General features: G+C 48.6%; 14 protein-coding genes. 6 read left to right on the top strand and 8 right to left on the bottom strand.

All coding sequences use genetic code 11. The features are described 5' to 3' along the window. Positions 1–258: 258 nt before the first annotated feature. Positions 259–1461 carry a GTPase HflX gene (hflX, locus tag ACMA1I_RS10575; protein ID WP_337068292.1) on the bottom strand — a complete coding sequence of 401 codons (1203 nt, stop codon included), beginning with the start codon at positions 1459–1461 and terminating at the stop codon, positions 259–261. A 152-nt stretch (positions 1462–1613) separates the two neighbouring features. Between hflX and ACMA1I_RS10580 the strand changes: the two genes are divergently transcribed. The 3 genes from ACMA1I_RS10580 (at position 1614) to rfbC (ending at position 3618) form a co-directional block, all read left to right on the top strand. After that, complete coding sequence (locus ACMA1I_RS10580; RefSeq protein ID WP_337068293.1) at positions 1614–1787, top strand: hypothetical protein; 174 nt, start codon at positions 1614–1616, stop codon at positions 1785–1787. 111 nt (positions 1788–1898) lie between these two features. Further along, entirely contained in the window at positions 1899–3023 is a 1125-nt protein-coding gene (locus tag ACMA1I_RS10585; RefSeq protein WP_337068294.1) for a glycosyltransferase family 4 protein, read from the top strand. 46 nt (positions 3024–3069) lie between these two features. Beyond that, the gene (gene rfbC / locus ACMA1I_RS10590; RefSeq protein ID WP_337068296.1) at positions 3070–3618 is read left to right on the top strand and encodes a dTDP-4-dehydrorhamnose 3,5-epimerase; all 549 of its coding nucleotides are present in this window, start codon (positions 3070–3072) and stop codon (positions 3616–3618) included. A 228-nt stretch (positions 3619–3846) separates the two neighbouring features. Here the strand turns inward: rfbC and ACMA1I_RS10595 are convergent, their stop codons facing one another. After that, the gene (locus tag ACMA1I_RS10595; protein WP_337068298.1) at positions 3847–5136 is read right to left on the bottom strand and encodes a UDP-N-acetylmuramoyl-tripeptide--D-alanyl-D-alanine ligase; all 1290 of its coding nucleotides are present in this window, start codon (positions 5134–5136) and stop codon (positions 3847–3849) included. Positions 5137–5308: 172 nt separating this feature from the next. Here ACMA1I_RS10595 and ACMA1I_RS10600 point away from each other — a divergent pair, with 172 nt between their 5' ends. Next, positions 5309–7546 carry a T9SS type A sorting domain-containing protein gene (locus tag ACMA1I_RS10600; RefSeq protein WP_337068299.1) on the top strand — a complete coding sequence of 746 codons (2238 nt, stop codon included), beginning with the start codon at positions 5309–5311 and terminating at the stop codon, positions 7544–7546. After that, positions 7546–7941, top strand: a complete 396-nt coding sequence (locus tag ACMA1I_RS10605; protein WP_337068300.1) for a hypothetical protein — start codon at positions 7546–7548, stop codon at positions 7939–7941. Before ACMA1I_RS10600 ends, ACMA1I_RS10605 begins: the two co-directional genes overlap by 1 nt. 340 nt (positions 7942–8281) lie before the next feature. Here ACMA1I_RS10605 and ACMA1I_RS10610 read toward each other — a convergent pair whose 3' ends face one another. The 6 genes from ACMA1I_RS10610 to ACMA1I_RS10635 all read right to left on the bottom strand — a co-directional run bounded on the left by ACMA1I_RS10610 (position 8282) and on the right by ACMA1I_RS10635 (position 14240). Beyond that, positions 8282–9061 carry an amidohydrolase gene (locus tag ACMA1I_RS10610; protein WP_337068301.1) on the bottom strand — a complete coding sequence of 260 codons (780 nt, stop codon included), beginning with the start codon at positions 9059–9061 and terminating at the stop codon, positions 8282–8284. 237 nt (positions 9062–9298) lie between these two features. Further along, positions 9299–10486 carry a ribonuclease D gene (locus ACMA1I_RS10615; protein ID WP_337068302.1) on the bottom strand — a complete coding sequence of 396 codons (1188 nt, stop codon included), beginning with the start codon at positions 10484–10486 and terminating at the stop codon, positions 9299–9301. A 146-nt stretch (positions 10487–10632) separates the two neighbouring features. Further along, positions 10633–10860, bottom strand: coding sequence for a hypothetical protein (locus tag ACMA1I_RS10620; protein ID WP_337068303.1), 228 nt, complete (start codon positions 10858–10860; stop codon positions 10633–10635). Between the two features lie 410 nt (positions 10861–11270). Then, on the bottom strand, positions 11271–12989 hold the full coding sequence (locus ACMA1I_RS10625) for a M28 family metallopeptidase (RefSeq protein WP_337068304.1): 1719 nt from the start codon (positions 12987–12989) through the stop codon (positions 11271–11273). Positions 12990–13376: 387 nt separating this feature from the next. Further along, the gene (locus tag ACMA1I_RS10630; RefSeq protein ID WP_337068305.1) at positions 13377–13862 is read right to left on the bottom strand and encodes a very short patch repair endonuclease; all 486 of its coding nucleotides are present in this window, start codon (positions 13860–13862) and stop codon (positions 13377–13379) included. An 81-nt stretch (positions 13863–13943) separates the two neighbouring features. Then, on the bottom strand, positions 13944–14240 hold the full coding sequence (locus tag ACMA1I_RS10635; RefSeq protein ID WP_337068306.1) for a hypothetical protein: 297 nt from the start codon (positions 14238–14240) through the stop codon (positions 13944–13946). 606 nt (positions 14241–14846) lie between these two features. On the opposite strand from ACMA1I_RS10635, the gene ACMA1I_RS10640 reads away from it, so the two are divergent. Further along, positions 14847–17603 (top strand): 2-oxoglutarate dehydrogenase E1 component, encoded by a 2757-nt coding sequence (locus ACMA1I_RS10640; protein ID WP_337068307.1) that lies wholly within the window; start codon positions 14847–14849, stop codon positions 17601–17603. Position 17604: the final 1 nt, after the last annotated feature.

The raw sequence follows: 17604 nt of genomic DNA on the forward strand, positions 1-17604 counted from the left end.
TCTGTTGCAGGGTATGCCGGTATTTATACGCATTAAAAGCTATCCGCATCCAGATTGTGCATTAAGCAAATTATTCGAATGAAATAGGCCTTCCGGAGGCTTTCCATGGGTTGGCGGCGGTAGGTTTGTCAAGGCCTTTTGGCTCAGGGAAAGGGTGTAAAGCAAGGATGCAAATTGGCGATTTTAGATCTTGCGCTTTAAAAAAGAGAGGCCGCCCCTGGGTAGGAGCAGCCTCTGGTATGTTGTAGAACTGTGTGCTTACACGTTGTTGGGGTAGCGTTCGAAATGAATTTCTGATACGCGCCGGAGCAGTTCTTCGCGCAGTTCCTCTATGTTTACTTTATCTGTGGCAGAAATAAAGAGGGCCGATGTGTGCTCTTTGGCAATGTAAGTAGCCTTCAGGTCTTCTAAAGAAGGCCTTGCAGGTAGCTCTTCCAGTCCTTCGTGCTCCTGTTGCAATTCTTGTTCACGTTGTTGCAGGTATTTGTCTATTTTGTTGAAAACCAGCATAACCGGTTTGTCAACGGCGTTTATGTCTTTAAGCGTAGCGTTTACAACGGCAATATGCTCTTCAAACGAAGGGTGCGAGATGTCCACCACGTGCACAAGCAGGTCTGATTCGCGAATCTCGTCGAGCGTAGATTTAAACGATTCAATAAGCTTGGTAGGCAGTTTCCGGATAAACCCTACGGTGTCGGAAAGCAGGAACGGAATGTTCTCAAACACAACCTTGCGTACGGTGGCATCTACGGTAGCAAATAGCTTGTTTTCCGCAAACACATCCGATTTAGAGAGCAGGTTCATGATGGTAGATTTACCCACGTTGGTATAACCCACCAGTGCCACCCGCGTAATGCTGGCCCGCGACTTGCGCTGCTCAAAATTCTGCTTTTCGAACTTGGTGAGGCGTTCTTTCAGCAACGATATTTTTTCGCGCACAATACGTCTGTCGGTCTCGATCTCGGTTTCACCCGGACCTTTCATACCGATACCACCCTTTTGTTTGGAAAGGTGAGTCCAGAGGTTGGTAAGGCGTGGGAGCAGGTACTGGTACTGCGCCATTTCCACTTGTGCGTGTGCCTGGGCAGTTTTGGCTCTAAGCGCAAAAATATCGAGTATCAGCAGGCTTCGGTCCACGATCTTTACCTGCAGTTCCCGCTCTATGTTGCGCACTTGCGAGGGGCTTAGGTCATCGTCGAAGATAACCATGTCTACGTCATATTCTTTTACAAAAGCCTGAATTTCTTCCAGCTTGCCGCTTCCTACAAAGGTGCGCGTGTCTGGTTTATCGAGCTTTTGCACAAAGCGTTTTATGGTTTTGGCACCGGCTGTCTCAGTTAAAAAAGCAAGCTCATCGAGATACTCTTTTGTTTGCTCATCGGACTGGCGGTAACTTGGTACTGCAACAAGCACTGCTGTTTCCTGTGGCTTGGCAGTTTCGTAAAATTGTTTTTTACCCATCAAATTTCTTTTAATATCATGGTATAGGCTGCTACTGCTCCACATGCTATGGGCCGAGCGGCAAGCTTAAACCTGGCGTTGGTCTGTAGCCATTGGCAAGAGCCAGGCTATATAGGTTCATTCACTGTAGGGCTTTAGCCCTTGTTGCCAGCATGGCCGTGGCAGTTGGCACCTACTTCTACGTAAATAGTTTGTGGGTAGGCTATGCCGATGCCGGTTTTAAAAGAGCCGGTTTCTTGTGCTGGCTAATAGCAGAGCAGTTCCCCCAACCTCCGTGGCGTGTGCCGCAGGCCATTTTTGGCAGTAGGCGGGAACAAGAACAATAGCTGCAATTTAAACTATTTTTTTCTGATAGTAGCGCTAATTATGGCTAACTTACACGTTTTAAGAGGTCCGAGCACACTACGCTTGTTTCGCTACCCGGCAGTTGTTTACCTATGCGCATTGCCATTGTCATCAATACAGCCTGGAACGTTTTTAACTTCCGCATGAGCCTGATCAGGACCTTGTTGGTGCAGGGGCATGAGGTCATAGCCATTGCCCCACCCGATGCCTATGCCCCAAAACTAGAGGCTGCCGGCTGTTCCTTCGAACGTATGCCCATGTCGCAGGGCACCAATCCTTTTTCCGATCTGCATCTTACCTGGCGGCTGTATAAAGCATACAAGCGGCTGCAGCCTGATGTGGTGCTGCACTATACCATTAAGCCTAATATTTATGGTACAATGGCAGCACAACTGGCAGGAGTACCAGCCATCAACAATGTATCGGGTTTGGGTACCGTGTTTATCTCAAAAGGAGCAGTGTCTGCGGTGGCGGTGGCACTGTATAAGCTTGCCTTCAGGTACCCAAAGAAAGTCTTTTTTCAGAACACCGATGACCAGCAGCTTTTTCTGGAACAAGGGCTGGTGCAGAAACAAATTACTGCCGTGTTGCCTGGCTCTGGTATAAACCTGGAGGCATTTGCTCCGGCCCATACTTTTAAGCGCAACCAGCCCTTCGTTTTTTTAATGATAGGCCGGCTGATGTACGAAAAAGGCATAAAAGAATATGTAGAGGCAGCCCAACTAGTTAAGTTACAATTTCCTGCTGTTAGGTGCCAGCTGCTGGGGGCGCTGGATGAACGGAACCGATCTGGCATAAGCCCGGAACAACTACAAGCCTGGCTGCAGGCAGGGCACATAGAGTATCTGGGCTTTACCGATAATGTGGCGGCCAAAATTGCCCAGGCCGATTGTGTGGTGCTGCCCTCTTACCGCGAAGGTACGCCCCGGACCCTGTTGGAGGCAGCAGCTATGGCAAAACCGCTCATTGCCACCAATGTGCCTGGCTGCAGGGAGGTAGTGCACCACGGAGAGAATGGCTTGCTCTGTCAAGTTAAAAGCGCAACGGCCCTGGCCGACAGTATGCTGCAACTTCTGCAGCTCAGCAACGGGCAGCTACAGCAAATGGGGCAGGCAAGCCGGAAGCTGGCAGAAACAAAATTTAACGACCACTTTGTAATAGACCAGTATCTAGCTGCCATAGCAGAAGTAACAACAGGAAATAAGCCAGTGTTTTAAATAAAAAATCGCTTTTTTTGTAGATATTTTAAGAGCAAGATTAAGAATGGAATCAAAAACGTACCACATAGAAGGGCTTATTGAGTTTATACCGCGTGTGTTCAAGGATGACCGGGGCTTTTTCCTGGAAACGTTCAGCCAGAAAATGTTCGAACCCTTTGGGATAGATCCTATTTTTGTGCAGGATAACCAGTCTGTTTCTAAAAAAGGTGTTCTGCGTGGCCTGCACTTTCAGAAACCCCCCTTTGCACAAGGCAAGCTGGTACGTGTTGCTACGGGTAAGGCTCTGGATGTAGCCGTGGATTTAAGAAGGGGATCTGTTACTTACGGGGAATATGTAGCCTGCCTGCTCGATGCGGAGCGACATAACATGTTTTGGGTGCCTCCTGGGTTTGCACACGGGTTTGTAGCACTGGAAGATGACACTGCTTTCCTGTACAAATGCACAGACTACTACCACCAGCCATCAGAAGGAGGCTTGCTCTGGAACGACCCGGCCATTGGCATAGACTGGGGCATAGCAGAACCGCTTGTCTCTCCGAAAGATGAGATATTGCCCTTGCTACAAGACTTCAATTCGCCATTCAGCATTTAAGAAAACACCTCCGGAAGGCTGTTTTCATTAGAATAATTTGGCTGTTGATTGCTAGTTGTTAATTTGCTAAATGGTTGTTTTCAGGGTGTGCATCCATTTTTAACTTTTTAACAGTTTAACAGCTAGCATCTAAAGTCTCCAAAATACCTCCAGAAGCCCGATTTCATTAGAAGAATTTAACCAGAAAGGCAGCACGCGAACTTGCAGGTTCACGGGCTGCCTTTCTGGTTAAAAATGCTTTTCCAGCAGCGTTTCCAGGCCCATGCCTCTGGAACCTTTAATCAGAACATAGCTCTCAGAGATTGGGTGCTCCTGTAGCCATTGCTCCAGTTCCGGCTTTGTAGAGAAGTGGTGGAACTGTGCACTGGCTTGTGCAGCATACTGCATGTCTTTGCCACAGAGCAAGACCTCGTCGAAAGGCTGCTCTGCCAGCACCTGGCCTATGAGGGTGTGTTCGGTGGCACTTTCAGCGCCCATTTCAAACATGTCTCCCACTATTACCACTTTTCGTGGCGCTTTCATAGAACCAAAATGGCGGATGGCATTGGCCATAGAGGTAGGGTTGGCATTATAGGCATCCAGCAAAATGGTGTTGCTGCCTTTCTGCACTACCTGCGACCGGTTATTCTGAGGGCTGTAGGCCGCAATGGCCGCATTGGCCTTTTCCAGCGGCACCTGAAAATACTTGCCTATACAGGCGGCTGCAGCCATGTTTTCGTAGTTGTAAGAGCCAACCAATTGTGTTTGCACCTTCTGACCTGCCTCATCCAGGTAAACTACATACGGAGATGCTTCTAAAAGCTGGCTGTGGTAAAAATCAGATGGGGCAGGGTACGTAACTTTATCGGCAATGCGGCGGCTCATGCGCAGCAGGTGCTCATTGGAGGTGTTTACAAACACAGTGCCGCCTGTCTTGTCGAGGTGCGCGTAGAGTTCGCTTTTGCCGCGCGCCACGCCTTCCAAACTCCCAAACCCTTCGAGGTGCGCTTTGCCAATATTGGTGATAAGGCCATGCGAAGGCAGGGCAATGCTGCAGAGGAGCGCAATCTCGCCAATATGGTTGGCACCCATTTCTATAATGGCCACTTCGTGCTCCTGCTTTATGCGCAGCAGTGTGAGCGGTACCCCGATGTGGTTGTTGAGGTTGCCCTGCGTATAAAGCGTGTTAAATTTTTGACTGAGCACCGCATAAATAAGTTCTTTGGTGGTGGTTTTGCCATTGGAGCCGGTAATGCCGATTACAGGCAGGCTCAATTGCCTACGGTGGTGCCGGGCCAGTTCCTGCAGCGTCAGTAGCGTGTCTTTTACTACAAAGCAATTGTCGGATGCCATGGCCGGGTCGTCTACTACAGCATAACGCGCTCCTTTAGCCAGGGCAGCAGCGGCAAAGGCTGCTCCTTTAAAATTCGGCCCGTTTAGTGCAAAGAACAGGCTCTGCTCCTGCCCCGCACGGGAGTCGGTGCTTACGTGGTGGCACTCCAGGTACTTTTGGTAAAGAAATTCGATTGTATGCGGCATGAAATGCTTAATTTTATCTTATCTGAATGCTGTTGTCAGAAGTTTGTACGTTAGGTTATCGTAATCCTTCTGCGAAAGCAATATACATCCGAAACCGGAAAAGCGGTAGTAAAGCACTAGCAAAGCCAGTATATTCTTTCCTGCTTCGGTAGCCACGGCTGATTTTCCTGTTATGCTAAAACTTTTTACTTCACTTCTCTGCCTGTTCTGTACGCTCTCGCTGTGCCTGGCGCAACCGGACCCGCTGCAGTTTAGGCTCCGGCACGACCTACCCGTTAGTACCATGAGCGGCCAGTTGGAGGCTCCCTGGAGCGGCGGCCTCAATTCTCCCCAGTTCTCCACCATAGACCTGAACCAGGATGGGCAGGACGACCTGTTTGCCTTCGATAGAACTATGCAGAAAGTGTATACCTGGCTGGCCGTGCAGGAAAACGGCAAGTGGCGCTACCAGTACGCACCAGCGTACGAGACGCTGTTTCCGCAGGACCTGGTGTCGTGGGTGCTGCTCCGCGACTACAACTGCGATGGCCTGAAAGATATTTTTACCTCCTCTCCGCTTGGCATACGCGTGTACCGGCAGGTGATGGGCGAGAACAACCAGATTTCGTTTGAGCTGGCAGAAGATGCTCTGTACTATAGCAACAACAACGTGCGACGGAGCAACATGCAAATGGGCTCAGCCGACATACCGATTATAGCCGACATGGACGGCGATGGCGACCTCGACATCGTGATCACGGAATTCTCTCTGGGCGAAACCATGGAGTACCACCGCAACATGCGGGTGGAGCAGGGCCTGGATTGCAACACACTCCGCTTTGTGCAGGAAACCAACTGGTGGGGCGGCATAACAGAGTGCGATGGCTGCGACAACTTTGTGTTCGGGGGCTTTTGCCGGGTGGCTGCACCGCAGCACAGCGGCCACGACGGCTCCGCCCTCCTGGCCATAGACCTGGACGGCGACGGCGACAAAGACCTGCTGATGGGCAACATTTATTGCGACAACCTGCAAATGTTGGAAAATGTAGGCACTCCTACGAAAGCCGTCATGGAGTCGTTGGAGCCCTCGTTTCCGCTCAACACCCGGCCAGCCAAATTCAGAATGTTTACGGCACCTTACTACGAAGACGTGACCTTTGATGGTGTGCCCGACCTGCTGGTGGCTCCCAACAGCAGCGTGAACGACAGTTTAGGCGAGATGCAGCGGGCGGTATGGCTCTATAAGAACAATGGCGCCGAAGACAAGCCCGACTTTGAGTTTGTGCAGGAAGATTTTCTGCAAGGGCAGATGGTTGATTTAGGGGAAGGTGCCTTTCCTGCCTTTGCCGACATGGATGGCGATGGCAAACCTGATTTGCTGGTGGGCAACATGGCGTCTATCCGGAACGGCAAGTACACCGCCTCCCTCAGCCTTTACCTGAATACGGGCACGGCTACAGAACCTGCCTTCACACTCACTAACGACGACTACCTGGGCTTGGCAGCCAAGGAATATCTGCGCATAAAGCCTGCCTTTGCCGACATCAATAACGATGGCGTGCCGGATCTGGTCTTAACGCACAGCCAGAAAACCTTTAACAACACCCGCATCAGTTACATCGCCAACACTGCTGGGGCAGGCAAGCCATTTCAGCTGGATGTTTCCAAACTGCAGCTCATACAAACTACAACCGATGGCGATTCGCCCTGTTTTGTAGACGTAGACAATGATGGTGACCTGGACCTGCTGCTCGGCAAAGCTCACGGGGGGCTGGAGTTTCACCGGAATGTGGGTACAGCCACCGCACCAAAGTTCGAGCTCGAAACCAGAACCTTAGGCGGCATAGTGCCTGATTACTTTAGAAGGAACATTTATCCCATAGCAGTGGACTTAGATGGAAATGGCATACCAGAACTCGTAACTGTAGACGATAGTGGTGTATTACGTGTGTACCGCGACTTTACAAAAGACCTAAGCGCCAACTTTACAGAAGAGAGTGATCTGTTGCAAAACGACGTGCTGAAAAATATAGTAAAAACGCGCTTAGGGCGTGCTACTGGTGTGGCCATGGCTGCTTTGGGTGGTGCCGATAAGCTGCACCTGGTAGTTGGTACGCAGGCTGGCGGCATGTACCTGCTGGAGCAAACGGATGGGCTGCAATACAACCCTTCCGAGCCGGTGGCAGGGCTGGGGCTGGAGGTGTACCCAAATCCATCTAGCGCCTATGCGGTGGGTGAAGTAAATATAAGGGCTGCGGAGCCTGTTGCAGTAGCACTTTACGATGGCATAGGCCGCACCCTCTTCAGTAGCTCCACCAGTTTTAACCGAAACCACAGTATCAGCCTGAAAGGCTATAAAGCAGGCATCTATTTCGTGAGAGCAACTAATACCAAAGGAGACCAGCAAGTTAAAAAGCTGGTGGTGCAGTGATGAAAGCATTTCTGTACCTTAACCTGCTGGCCTCGGCTCAAACTGCCTACGAGCAGCCTGTGCTGGAATGGGTAAAAAAGCATTTGCCCGAAGTGGCAACCTTGGACTTGGATGCAAGCTCTGATGAGATGCTGCAGCACTACGCCCTGCGCCTGCTGCAGGAGTCGCGGCAGGTAGCTGTTGGCATCAGGGCGGAAGCAGAGGGGGCAGACCCGCGAAAGCTGATGCTGTTGGTAGAGGAGTTGCTACAGCCAAACCCCGGCCGTTTGCTGCTCCTGCACGGCAATAACCCATGCCTGCTCCGGATGCTGCAGGCCAGGCCACAACTGAATTTTAGGATGGTAGAAAACGAGGAACAGCTACAGCAGGCGCTAGGCGAGTACTTCCATGATTGATTTTGTGTGGAGAAATTCGCTTTCTGGCTCAAGTAAACCGAACTATTGCCCCTAAGCTGATGCTGGCCCTAAGCCATAGATTACCCAAAAAGGCTCTGGAAGAGCTATTTTATTATAATAATTTGCTGATTGATAGATTCCTTACTTTCTCTTTTGGTTAAGGTGCCGAAAGTCTAGGCGCAGCCGCAGCTTAGTAAAAATGGGGTGAGTTAAAAAGCTAATCCTGCTCCCTGAACTTCTGAGAATAAGCAACTACTATGGCGTGAGCCTTCGCACCATAAATAAACAGGTGATACGCCTGCACCCAAACTGGCGGCAGGTTAGCTCTCGTTCCACAGGATTACTGCCCTAAGCTAAACGCATCCGCATCAAGGTGCGCCGGGAATTTCTCTCTAAAATCTGTGAGCTCTTGTTTGCTGAGGGTTAGTGTAAAAATGCCTTCCTGCTGACTTGCCTCCAGTAGCTTAATGCCTTTGGGATGAATGATGGCGGAGTCGCCGGAGTAGGGGATGCCGTTGCCATCGGAGCCAACACGGTTCACGCCAATGGTGTAAGCCAGGTTTTCGATCGCGCGGGCTTGCAGCAAGGTGCTCCAGGCCAGTTGGCGGGCTTCGGGCCAGTTGGCTACGTACAGCAGCAAATCGTAGCTGTTGCTCACATTGCGGCTCCACACCGGAAAGCGCAGGTCGTAGCATACCAGCGGTCGTATGTTCCAGCCCTTCAGCTGTACTAGTAGTTGTTCGCTTCCGGCGGTGTAAGTGTGGTGCTCTTTGGCCATCCGGAAGAGGTGTTTTTTGTCGTAGGTTTGGTGGCTGCCATCCGGGTGCACCCACAGCAGCCGGTTGTAAAAGGCCTGATCGTGCTGCACAATAATGCTGCCGGTTATAACTGCATTATGCTTTTTTGCCTGCTCTTTCAACCAGGTAAGTGTTTCTCCTGCTGGTTCCTCGGCCAGTTGAGCGGCGTTCATGCTGAAGCCGGTGGTGAACATTTCGGGCAGCACAATGAGATCGGTTTTAGGAGCAGCGGCAGCTAATTTCTCAGAAAACATCTGGCGATTCTGCGTTGCCTCCTGCCAGTGCAAGGCAGTCTGCACAATGGTTACGACTAGATCCTGCATAGGCAATAACTTGACACTGTTAAAAATGTATCTAAAAAGCTCCGGAAGGCCATTTTCATTAGAATAATTTGATTAAGTGAATGAGAGAATCAAACTAATCACCATCCTGTCAATCTGTAAAATTGTGTAAATCCTGGTTCAGGCAAAAGTATAATAACTACAATCTAACATCTATGTCAGAGAATCTGTTTACACTCAGAAGGAAGTATGCGACTGAGTCTTTTGCTTTTAGGCTACTTATTCTTCCAGCTTACTTTTTCTGAGGGTAGGCTTGGGAAGTTCAATGCCTGCTTCAGCGGCGGTTTCTAAGAGAATATCCATGCCGTATTGCTTTGTGCAGCGCAGCTTACCGGTTTGGCTGTAGTCGGTAATCAGGCTTTGGGTTATAATAAGCCTGGAGGCAAATTCGCCGTATTTTTCAACTACCTTCTTCTGTACCTGCGTCAGGGCTTCTTTGCGCTGCTCTGTTTCGGGAGTGCGGAGAGGGCGCTGAAAGCGATTCTCTGCGTATTCGTGGCTGATTCCCTGCTCCTTGGCATCCTGCTTTGCCTTGTCTAAGGCTTCCTGCAGAAGTTTTTCGTTGGCTGGTTTCTTCAGGCTGGCATGCAGGCCTTTGGTGTGGTTGAGCCACTCATGAATATCGGTGTTCGGGTTGTTGGCGAGTTCTACCAGGGCATCGTTGGCAATAATGTAGGCACTCGGCTTATCCAGTTTCTGCGCCATGCTATCGCGGAAGCTAAACAGCCTTTGCAAGATAAACTGCTGGTATAGGTTTAGCCGGAAGGCGTTACGTAGCTTGAGGTGCGGGTTTTCGGGTTCGGCATAAAAAAGGCGCTCCAGCAGCATGTTTTCTTCTTCGAGCCAGTGCAGCCTTCCGGCCTCTTTTACCCGCTCTACCAGCCTTTGTTTAACCCGGTGCAGGTAAATAACATCTATGGCAGCATAGCGCAGCTGGTCTTCTGTAAGCGGTCTTTTGTTCCAGTTGCTCGACTGTTGGCTTTTATCTATCTCTATGTCAAACTCCTCTTTCATAACAGTGGCCAGGGAGGAACGTTCGTAGTTCAGAATTTTAGCTGCCACGTCAGTGTCCATTACGCCTTTAATTTTGCAGCCAAGTTTGTCGAGCAGCAAAATATCGTTGTTGGAGTGATGTATGATTTTAGTAATATCCGGAGAGGCAATTAGCTCGTACAGCGGCTCCAGGTTATCGATCTTAAAAGGGTCTATAATGTAGCAGTTGCCTGTGCCATCGGTTATTTGAATCAGGCAAAGGGTAAAGCCGTAGGAGAACCGATTCTGATCAAACTCCAGGTCGAGCGCCAGTTCTTTGCTCTTGCTAAGCTGCGCCACAGCTTCTTTTAAATCGGCCTTGGTTTCTACCAGCACAATAGCGGTGCCTTCGTGTACAATGGGAGTGTGTTCCATCCTTAAATATAAATCATAAACCTTACCTGTGCCAGCCAAACTATTGCCAGGGCAGGTTATTTTAGCCAATCGGTTGGCTTTGAAACAAAAAAAGGTCTCCGCAAAAGCAGAGACCCTCCAAATTTATCTAATTTATATGTCTGAACCTATGGTTGCTCTTCCGGTATTTCGTCGGCTACGCCATCGTTCACAGTAGTGTCTTGCATTACCACGGTAGTGTCTTCTTCCATATCAATGCTCATGTCGTCGCCCATGCTGGCATCTGTCGGCATGCTGGAAGTATCAGATTCAGTTGCTGTATTATTATCAGTGCCACATGCTGTAAAAGCGAAAAATGCAAATGCAGCAAAAGCTAGTTTCATATTCTTTTTCATGACTAATTCATTTCGTTTGAAATAAAAATTTGTACTTCTATATACGGGTAGGAAAATAAAAGTATATAAAATCAGAAATAAATTTATCCAAAATTAACATGAAACCCTGTTTTTAGGAAATAAATGATGTTTTGGTAATAGTGAATAAATATTTTCTGCTTGCTTTATATTTGTAATTTTGTCTTTGTAAATTGTATTAAATGTATTCTGTGAATCTCTGTTTAGTCCTGGGTGCAGGCTCCCTGGCTAACAGGGTGGAGTGGGTTGAATCTCAGAATTTTCCAAACTGATTTTGCTGGTTAGGCAAAAAAGCGGGAGATGCCACGTTAGGGCAGGAGCACAAGGTATAGAAGCCCTGCTCTAACGATGCCAGCTACAAAATGTCATGGACAGGAGCTTGAGCAAGCTGTTTAAGGTGCTAACATTTTATCACGACGGGCTTTAAATTCAGTTCCTTCTTTCCATTCGGGGTAGCGTGTGCCGTTAGCTACGCTGTATCCGACCCTGAAAAATAGCTGCAAATCTTCTACGGCTCCGTCCAGGTTCCAGTCGTCGCGCACTTCGTCACTCACTTTATGATAGTCGTTGGTGGTGTAGGCTTCCTGAAGTTTGGTGGCATAGTCAGCAGGTTGGTTGCGCACCTTTATCCCCGATTTGGCATACAGTGCCGGCACGCCCTGCTTGGCAAACTCGAAGTGGTCGGAGCGGTAAAAGGAGCCTTTCTCGGGAAATGCCTCCGGCACTACTCGGCGGTTCTGGCTTGCAGCTTCTTCTACTAAAATGTCTTCCAGGGTAGAGTTCCCGTGCCCAATCACAATTACATCTTCGGTGGGGCCATAGGTGTTCAGTCCGTCCATGTTTAGGTTAGCCAATGTTTTGTTGAGAGGGTAAAGAGGGTTGTTGGCGTAGTATTTAGAGCCGAGCAGGCCCTTTTCTTCGGCTGTTACGGCCAAAAAAACAATGGTTCGCTTTGGTTTTTCGGGTAGGGCTACAAAGGCTTTGGCCAGTTCTAGCAGGCCGGCTGTTCCGGTGGCATTATCGAGGGCTCCGTTGTAGATCTGGTCGCCTTTCAATTTCTCGTCTTTTCCCAGATGGTCCCAGTGAGCAGTGTACACAATGTATTCGTCTTTTAAATCCGGGTCTGACCCTTCCAGTTTTGCGACTACATTGCGCGAAGAAATTTCACGGAGCTTATTCTTCATGCTGAAATTAGCTTTGGCCTGAAGCGCGACAGGCTTGAAATCTTTTCGGAGCGCGGCGGCCTTTAACTCTTCCAGGCTTTTGCCCGTGGCGCTGAACAGTTGGCGGGCCTTTTCGGTGGTAATCCAGGCTTCTACGGCCGTTTTGTCCATATTCTTGTTTTTGGCACTTATATCGAAGTTCTCTCTGCTCCAGCTTCCGGATACCACCTCGTAAGGGTAGCCGGCCGGACCTGTTTCGTGAATAATAATGGCGGCGGCAGCGCCTTTCTCAGCAGCAACTTCATATTTGTAAGTCCAGCGGCCATAGTAGGTCATGGCCTTTCCGCCAAACATCGTGCTATCGAGTTTGCCAGGAGAAGTGGCACTGGGTACAGGCGGGTCGTTTATAAGCATCACTATAGTTTTGCCTTTTACATCTACTCCTTTGTAATCGTCCCAGCCGTACTCCGGAGCCGCAATGCCATAGCCCACAAACACCATGTCGGAGCTATCTATGGCTATATCGGGCACGAAGCGCCGCGACACAGCTACATAATCTTTGGGGAACTCAAGTGGGATTTTTTTACCGCCGGCAGTAAAAGATGCCTGCACATTAGCTGTAAAACCGAACATAGGTACCTGCTGCACATAGGTGCCATCGGGGTTGCCGGGGGCAAGGCCGAGTTGTTCAAATTGGCGTGAAAGGTAATTTACGGTAGAGTCTTCGCCGCGTGTTCCGGGTGCCCTGCCTTCAAAAGCATCGGAGGCAAGCACTTTGGTGTGCATCAGCAGGCCGCTGGCAGTAATGGCTTGAAGGGCAGGTTGCAGCGTGGTGGAGTGAGTGTTGGCAACAGTTTCAGTTTCAGAATCTGTTACCTCTCTGGCACTCTCGCGGCAGCTGATGGCACAGAAGCCAAGGGTAAGAAAAAGTAGAATATGCTTTTTCATAAGTCTTAAATTTCATGGGTGTTGTTCGTGTGCCTATAACGATAAAATCACCTGCTTTGGCTACGCTTCAGGTCGGCTGGTCATTAAAATTGCAAAGCCACTACCAGTGGCTGCCTGGGCCCTGTGCCCCACTAAAGGTAAAATGTCTCCGGAAGTGCTTTATTATTAGAAGAATTTAGTAGCTGGTTGTTTATTAAACGGCTGATTCGGAATACGCTGTAAGACCTGGCGGCGTGCGTAACTGCTGCAGATGCCTGAGGCGAAACAGATTAGCATTAGAAAACTAGTTTCAGAAAATATCTACCCTCTAACAATTAGTATCCAAAATTTAAATAATAGCCTCCGGAAGGACACTTTTATTAGAAAAATTCAGAAACGTATATGTGCTTAGGCAGCCACGTCGTAGCTAGCGGGCACGCCCTGGTGCAGCGCTTTTACAAGCGTAAGGCAGCCGCTCAGGTCGCGGTATAGCTGGCACTCCCAGATGGTTATTTTTGTCCAGCCTGCATCGCGGTACATGGTGTTGAAAGTAACATCGCGAGCTGTGTTACGTTCAAATTTATTTTGCCAGAACAATTGGTTAGTTTTAGGAAGCACAGGTTGACAGTTAGGACAGCGGTGCCAGAAGCAGCCATGAATAAAGATAGCAAGTTTGCGGCTCGGGTAGCAAATATCGGGCTTACCGGGAGCCTTGGGCCAGTGCACTCTGTAGCCGCGCAAGCCAGCCTTCCACAACAGCTTGCGGAACAATAGCTCTGGCTTAGTGTTTTTTGATTTATTGCCGCGCATGTAGCGGCTTACCTTCTCCTGTGCTGTAAGAGGTGCTGGAAGCGTTCTTTTTTTGTAGTTGCGGTGTTTCTTTTTGGAGGCCAAACCTGTTGCTTTTTTGCCTGGGTTGCTATAATAACAAACCAGCTACCCGATAGGTGCCACAGGTAGGACAAAAGGTGTAGATCAGATTCTGTAATAGATACGGCTCATAGAGTTGTCGTATGGGTCGTAGCCTGGGCGTGGGGAGGTAAAGCGTTTCTCGAGTAGTTTAAGCCCAACAATGCTGTTTAAGTCAAAGCACTTCCAGCCTGTTCCAGTCACAGTTCTTCCTATCTGCCAGGCTAGCAGGCAGTTTTCGGATTCAAAGTTCTTGCCCAGTAGGTGAGGCTCTACTAAATAATCCTGGTCTTTATAGGAAAACTGGATAAGGAGCCTGGCTCCTATCGCTCTCGAAATTTCATCTAGCAGGAGGCTGTACATGGCTGTATAAGTTAAAAGATGAAACTGATACTATGGTAAAGTAATCTCAGGTGAGTGAGTGGCTAGTATTGATTTTTGATAAATTAAAAGTAGGCAACTGTTTCTCTAGATTAAAGGAAAGAAGACAGCTAAAAGTAACATGCTGTGAAGGTAAGGAAAGAGGAGATTTGTGCTGAAATAAATGTTTTGGAATAAATTTTACTTTATAATCTCTGTAATAATACTAAAAAAGTAACATGCTGTGACTTTAAAATATTCTAAATAAGAATTAAATAAGTCCTAATTAAATAAAATTTATTACGTGCTCTATTTGAGCTAAGTGCCTGTTATTATCGACCATGAAAAAGCATCGTTTTATAAAAAATGACTTTTGCTTCTGAAATTTATGTTATTGCCCTACATTTACACGAACATTTGTTTGAAAAACATGAAAAAACATTTATGGACAAATATAACGTTTAGTAAATGCGACTTAAGTAGGGAGATTAAGAGATGTATTTTAATTTATTGAAAATCAATTAAACCCGCTTATGCGAATACAGGGAATTTGTTTTTTTACAATTACTTTTATCTTTGCTACGCTTTAAAAAAGCAGCAACAAATTTTATGGATAAATATACGTACATCGCCAATGCGCACGGCGCTTACATTGATGAACTTTACAAAGCTTATCAACAAGACCCGGAATCAGTAGAGTTCGGGTGGCGTAAATTTTTTGAAGGATATGAATTTTCTGGTGCTTATTCTGAAAACGGGCACGAGAAAGAAGCAGTGGTAACCGCTCCTGCTAAAACAGCGTCAGGCGTACAGGGCGAATCCGAGAAAGAGGTAGCTGTACGTAATCTGATATACGCTTACCGCAGCCGTGGTCACCTTCGCTCCAAAACCAACCCGGTGCGCGAGCGCAAAGACCGCAAAGCCATGCTCGACCTGAAAGACTTCGGTCTTACAGAGGCAGACCTTGATACTGTGTTTCAGGTAGGAGAGGTGATCGGCATAGGACCAGCCACACTGCGCAATATTTTAAGTGCGGTACAAAAAATATACGAAGCGGGCATCGGTTTCGAGTACATGTACATCCGCGATCCGGAAATCCTGACTTGGTTGCAGCAGAAAATCGAAAAAGATTTCCTGAGCTTTAACCCTGGTGTGGAGTACAAAAAACGTATTCTTTCTAAGTTAAACGAAGCCGTTGTATTCGAAAACTTCCTGCACACTAAGTTTTTAGGTCAGAAGCGATTCTCTCTGGAAGGTGGTGAAACAACCATACCGGCGCTTGATGCTATTATAGACAAAGCCTCTGAACTGGGAGCTAAAGAAGTAGTAATAGGCATGGCACACCGTGGCCGCCTAAACGTGCTGGCCAACATCATGGGCAAAACCTATGAGCAGATCTTCTCTGAGTTCGAAGGTACGGCTGTTCCCGACCTGACCTACGGAGACGGCGACGTGAAATACCACATGGGCTTCTCTTCGGAAGTAGATACTCCATCGGGCAATAAAGTAAACCTGAAACTGGCACCGAACCCATCGCACTTAGAGGCGGTAAACCCGGTGGTAGAAGGTTTTGTGCGTGCTAAAATAGACTGCATGTACAACAACGACCCACGCCAGATTGTGCCTATTCTCATACATGGCGATGCGGCAGTAGCTGGTCAGGGTATTGTGTATGAAGTAACGCAGATGTCGAAACTGGCTGGTTACGCTACAGGTGGTACTATCCACTTCGTAATCAACAACCAGATTGGTTTTACCACAGATTTCGTAGATGCCCGTTCTTCTATCTACTGTACCGATGTTGCCAAAATGATTGACGCGCCGGTGCTGCACGTAAACGGCGATAACCCGGAGGCTGTAGTGTATGCGGTGCGCCTGGCAACAGAGTACCGTCAGAAGTTTGGCGGCGACATTTTTATAGACATGGTGTGCTACCGCCGCCACGGCCACAATGAGGCTGATGAGCCTAAGTTCACACAGCCACACCTCTACAACCTGATTTCGAAGCACCCGAACCCACGCGAGGTTTATAGCAAAGAGCTAATCAGCCACGGAGAAATCGATGCAGAACTGGCCGACACGATGGACAAAGAGTTCCGTCAGTTGCTGCAGGATCGCCTGGACATGGTGAAGCAAAAGCCACTCCCTTACAACTACCAGACGCTGGAGAAAGAATGGAAAGAGCTGCGCCGGTCTAAGCCAGATGATTTTGATCAATCGCCTGCCACAGGTATTTCTGAAGAAGTGGTAGCAAAGGTAGGAGAGGCGCTTACATCGGTGCCACAAGGATTTAAGCCCTTGAAGCAGATCGAGAAGTTGCTGAAAGACCGCAGAGAAATGTTCTTCGAAACCCGCCAGCTGAACTGGGCTGCGGCCGAATTGCTTGCTTACGGCTCTATTCTGACGGATGGTAAAGTTGTTCGCCTGAGCGGGCAGGATGTGCAGCGCGGTACTTTCTCGCACCGCCACGCCGTTCTCCGCGATGCCAACACCAGCGCCCCTTATATTAACCTGAATAACGTACAGGAGGGTCAGCGCCAACTGGAGATCTATAACTCGTTGCTATCGGAGTATGGTGTGCTTGGCTTTGAGTTTGGTTATGCCATGGCTAACCCCAATGCGCTTGTTATCTGGGAGGCTCAATTTGGTGACTTTGCCAACGGTGCCCAGGTAATGATAGATCAGTTCATAACGGCTACAGAGTCTAAGTGGCAACGTATGAACGGAGTGGTTATGCTGCTGCCGCACGGTTATGAAGGGCAGGGACCTGAGCACTCTAACGCTCGTCCTGAACGCTTCCTGCAACTGGCTGCCGAAAATAACATTTTCGTAACACATATTACCACGCCAGCCAACTTCTTCCACATGCTGCGACGTCAGCTGGCCCTGCCATTCCGCAAGCCGGCTATCAACATGTCGCCTAAGTCGCTTCTGCGTCACCCTTCAGTAGTATCGCCGGTAGAGGAGTTCACTTCAGGAAGCTTCAGAGAAGTAATCGGAGATGTATATGCCAATGCAAAGAGTGTGAAAAAAGTATTGCTCTGCACTGGCAAAGTATATTTCGACTTGCTGGAAGAGCAACAGAAAAACAAGCGCTCTGATGTGGCCATTATTCGTATGGAGCAGTTGGCTCCGTTCCCGAAAGTGCAGTTGGAGGCTGAGCTTCAGAAATACAAGAATGCTAAAATATACTGGGTACAGGAAGAGCCAGAAAACATGGGAGCCTGGATGTATATGTTGCGTATCATGCGTAGACAAATAGAAGATGTAATTGCGCGTAAGCCAAGTGCTTCTCCTGCTACAGGTTACATGAAAGTGCACGTAAAAGAGCAGCAGGATATTGTAAACCGAGCATTCGAAATGTAGT

Source organism: Pontibacter sp. 13R65, from assembly GCF_047525655.1.
GTDB lineage: Bacteria > Bacteroidota > Bacteroidia > Cytophagales > Hymenobacteraceae > Pontibacter.

What these genes read in the sequence shown, in the direction of transcription:
- hflX (WP_337068292.1), bottom strand. Translation starts at nt 1,461, where the DNA reads ATGGGTAAAAAACAATTTTACGAAACTGCCAAGCCACAGGAAACAGCA.
- ACMA1I_RS10580 (WP_337068293.1), top strand. Translation starts at nt 1,614, where the DNA reads ATGGCCGTGGCAGTTGGCACCTACTTCTACGTAAATAGTTTGTGGGTA.
- ACMA1I_RS10585 (WP_337068294.1), top strand. Translation starts at nt 1,899, where the DNA reads ATGCGCATTGCCATTGTCATCAATACAGCCTGGAACGTTTTTAACTTC.
- rfbC (WP_337068296.1), top strand. Translation starts at nt 3,070, where the DNA reads ATGGAATCAAAAACGTACCACATAGAAGGGCTTATTGAGTTTATACCG.
- ACMA1I_RS10595 (WP_337068298.1), bottom strand. Translation starts at nt 5,136, where the DNA reads ATGCCGCATACAATCGAATTTCTTTACCAAAAGTACCTGGAGTGCCAC.
- ACMA1I_RS10600 (WP_337068299.1), top strand. Translation starts at nt 5,309, where the DNA reads ATGCTAAAACTTTTTACTTCACTTCTCTGCCTGTTCTGTACGCTCTCG.
- ACMA1I_RS10605 (WP_337068300.1), top strand. Translation starts at nt 7,546, where the DNA reads ATGAAAGCATTTCTGTACCTTAACCTGCTGGCCTCGGCTCAAACTGCC.
- ACMA1I_RS10610 (WP_337068301.1), bottom strand. Translation starts at nt 9,061, where the DNA reads ATGCAGGATCTAGTCGTAACCATTGTGCAGACTGCCTTGCACTGGCAG.
- ACMA1I_RS10615 (WP_337068302.1), bottom strand. Translation starts at nt 10,486, where the DNA reads ATGGAACACACTCCCATTGTACACGAAGGCACCGCTATTGTGCTGGTA.
- ACMA1I_RS10620 (WP_337068303.1), bottom strand. Translation starts at nt 10,860, where the DNA reads ATGAAAAAGAATATGAAACTAGCTTTTGCTGCATTTGCATTTTTCGCT.
- ACMA1I_RS10625 (WP_337068304.1), bottom strand. Translation starts at nt 12,989, where the DNA reads ATGAAAAAGCATATTCTACTTTTTCTTACCCTTGGCTTCTGTGCCATC.
- ACMA1I_RS10635 (WP_337068306.1), bottom strand. Translation starts at nt 14,240, where the DNA reads ATGTACAGCCTCCTGCTAGATGAAATTTCGAGAGCGATAGGAGCCAGG.
- ACMA1I_RS10640 (WP_337068307.1), top strand. Translation starts at nt 14,847, where the DNA reads ATGGATAAATATACGTACATCGCCAATGCGCACGGCGCTTACATTGAT.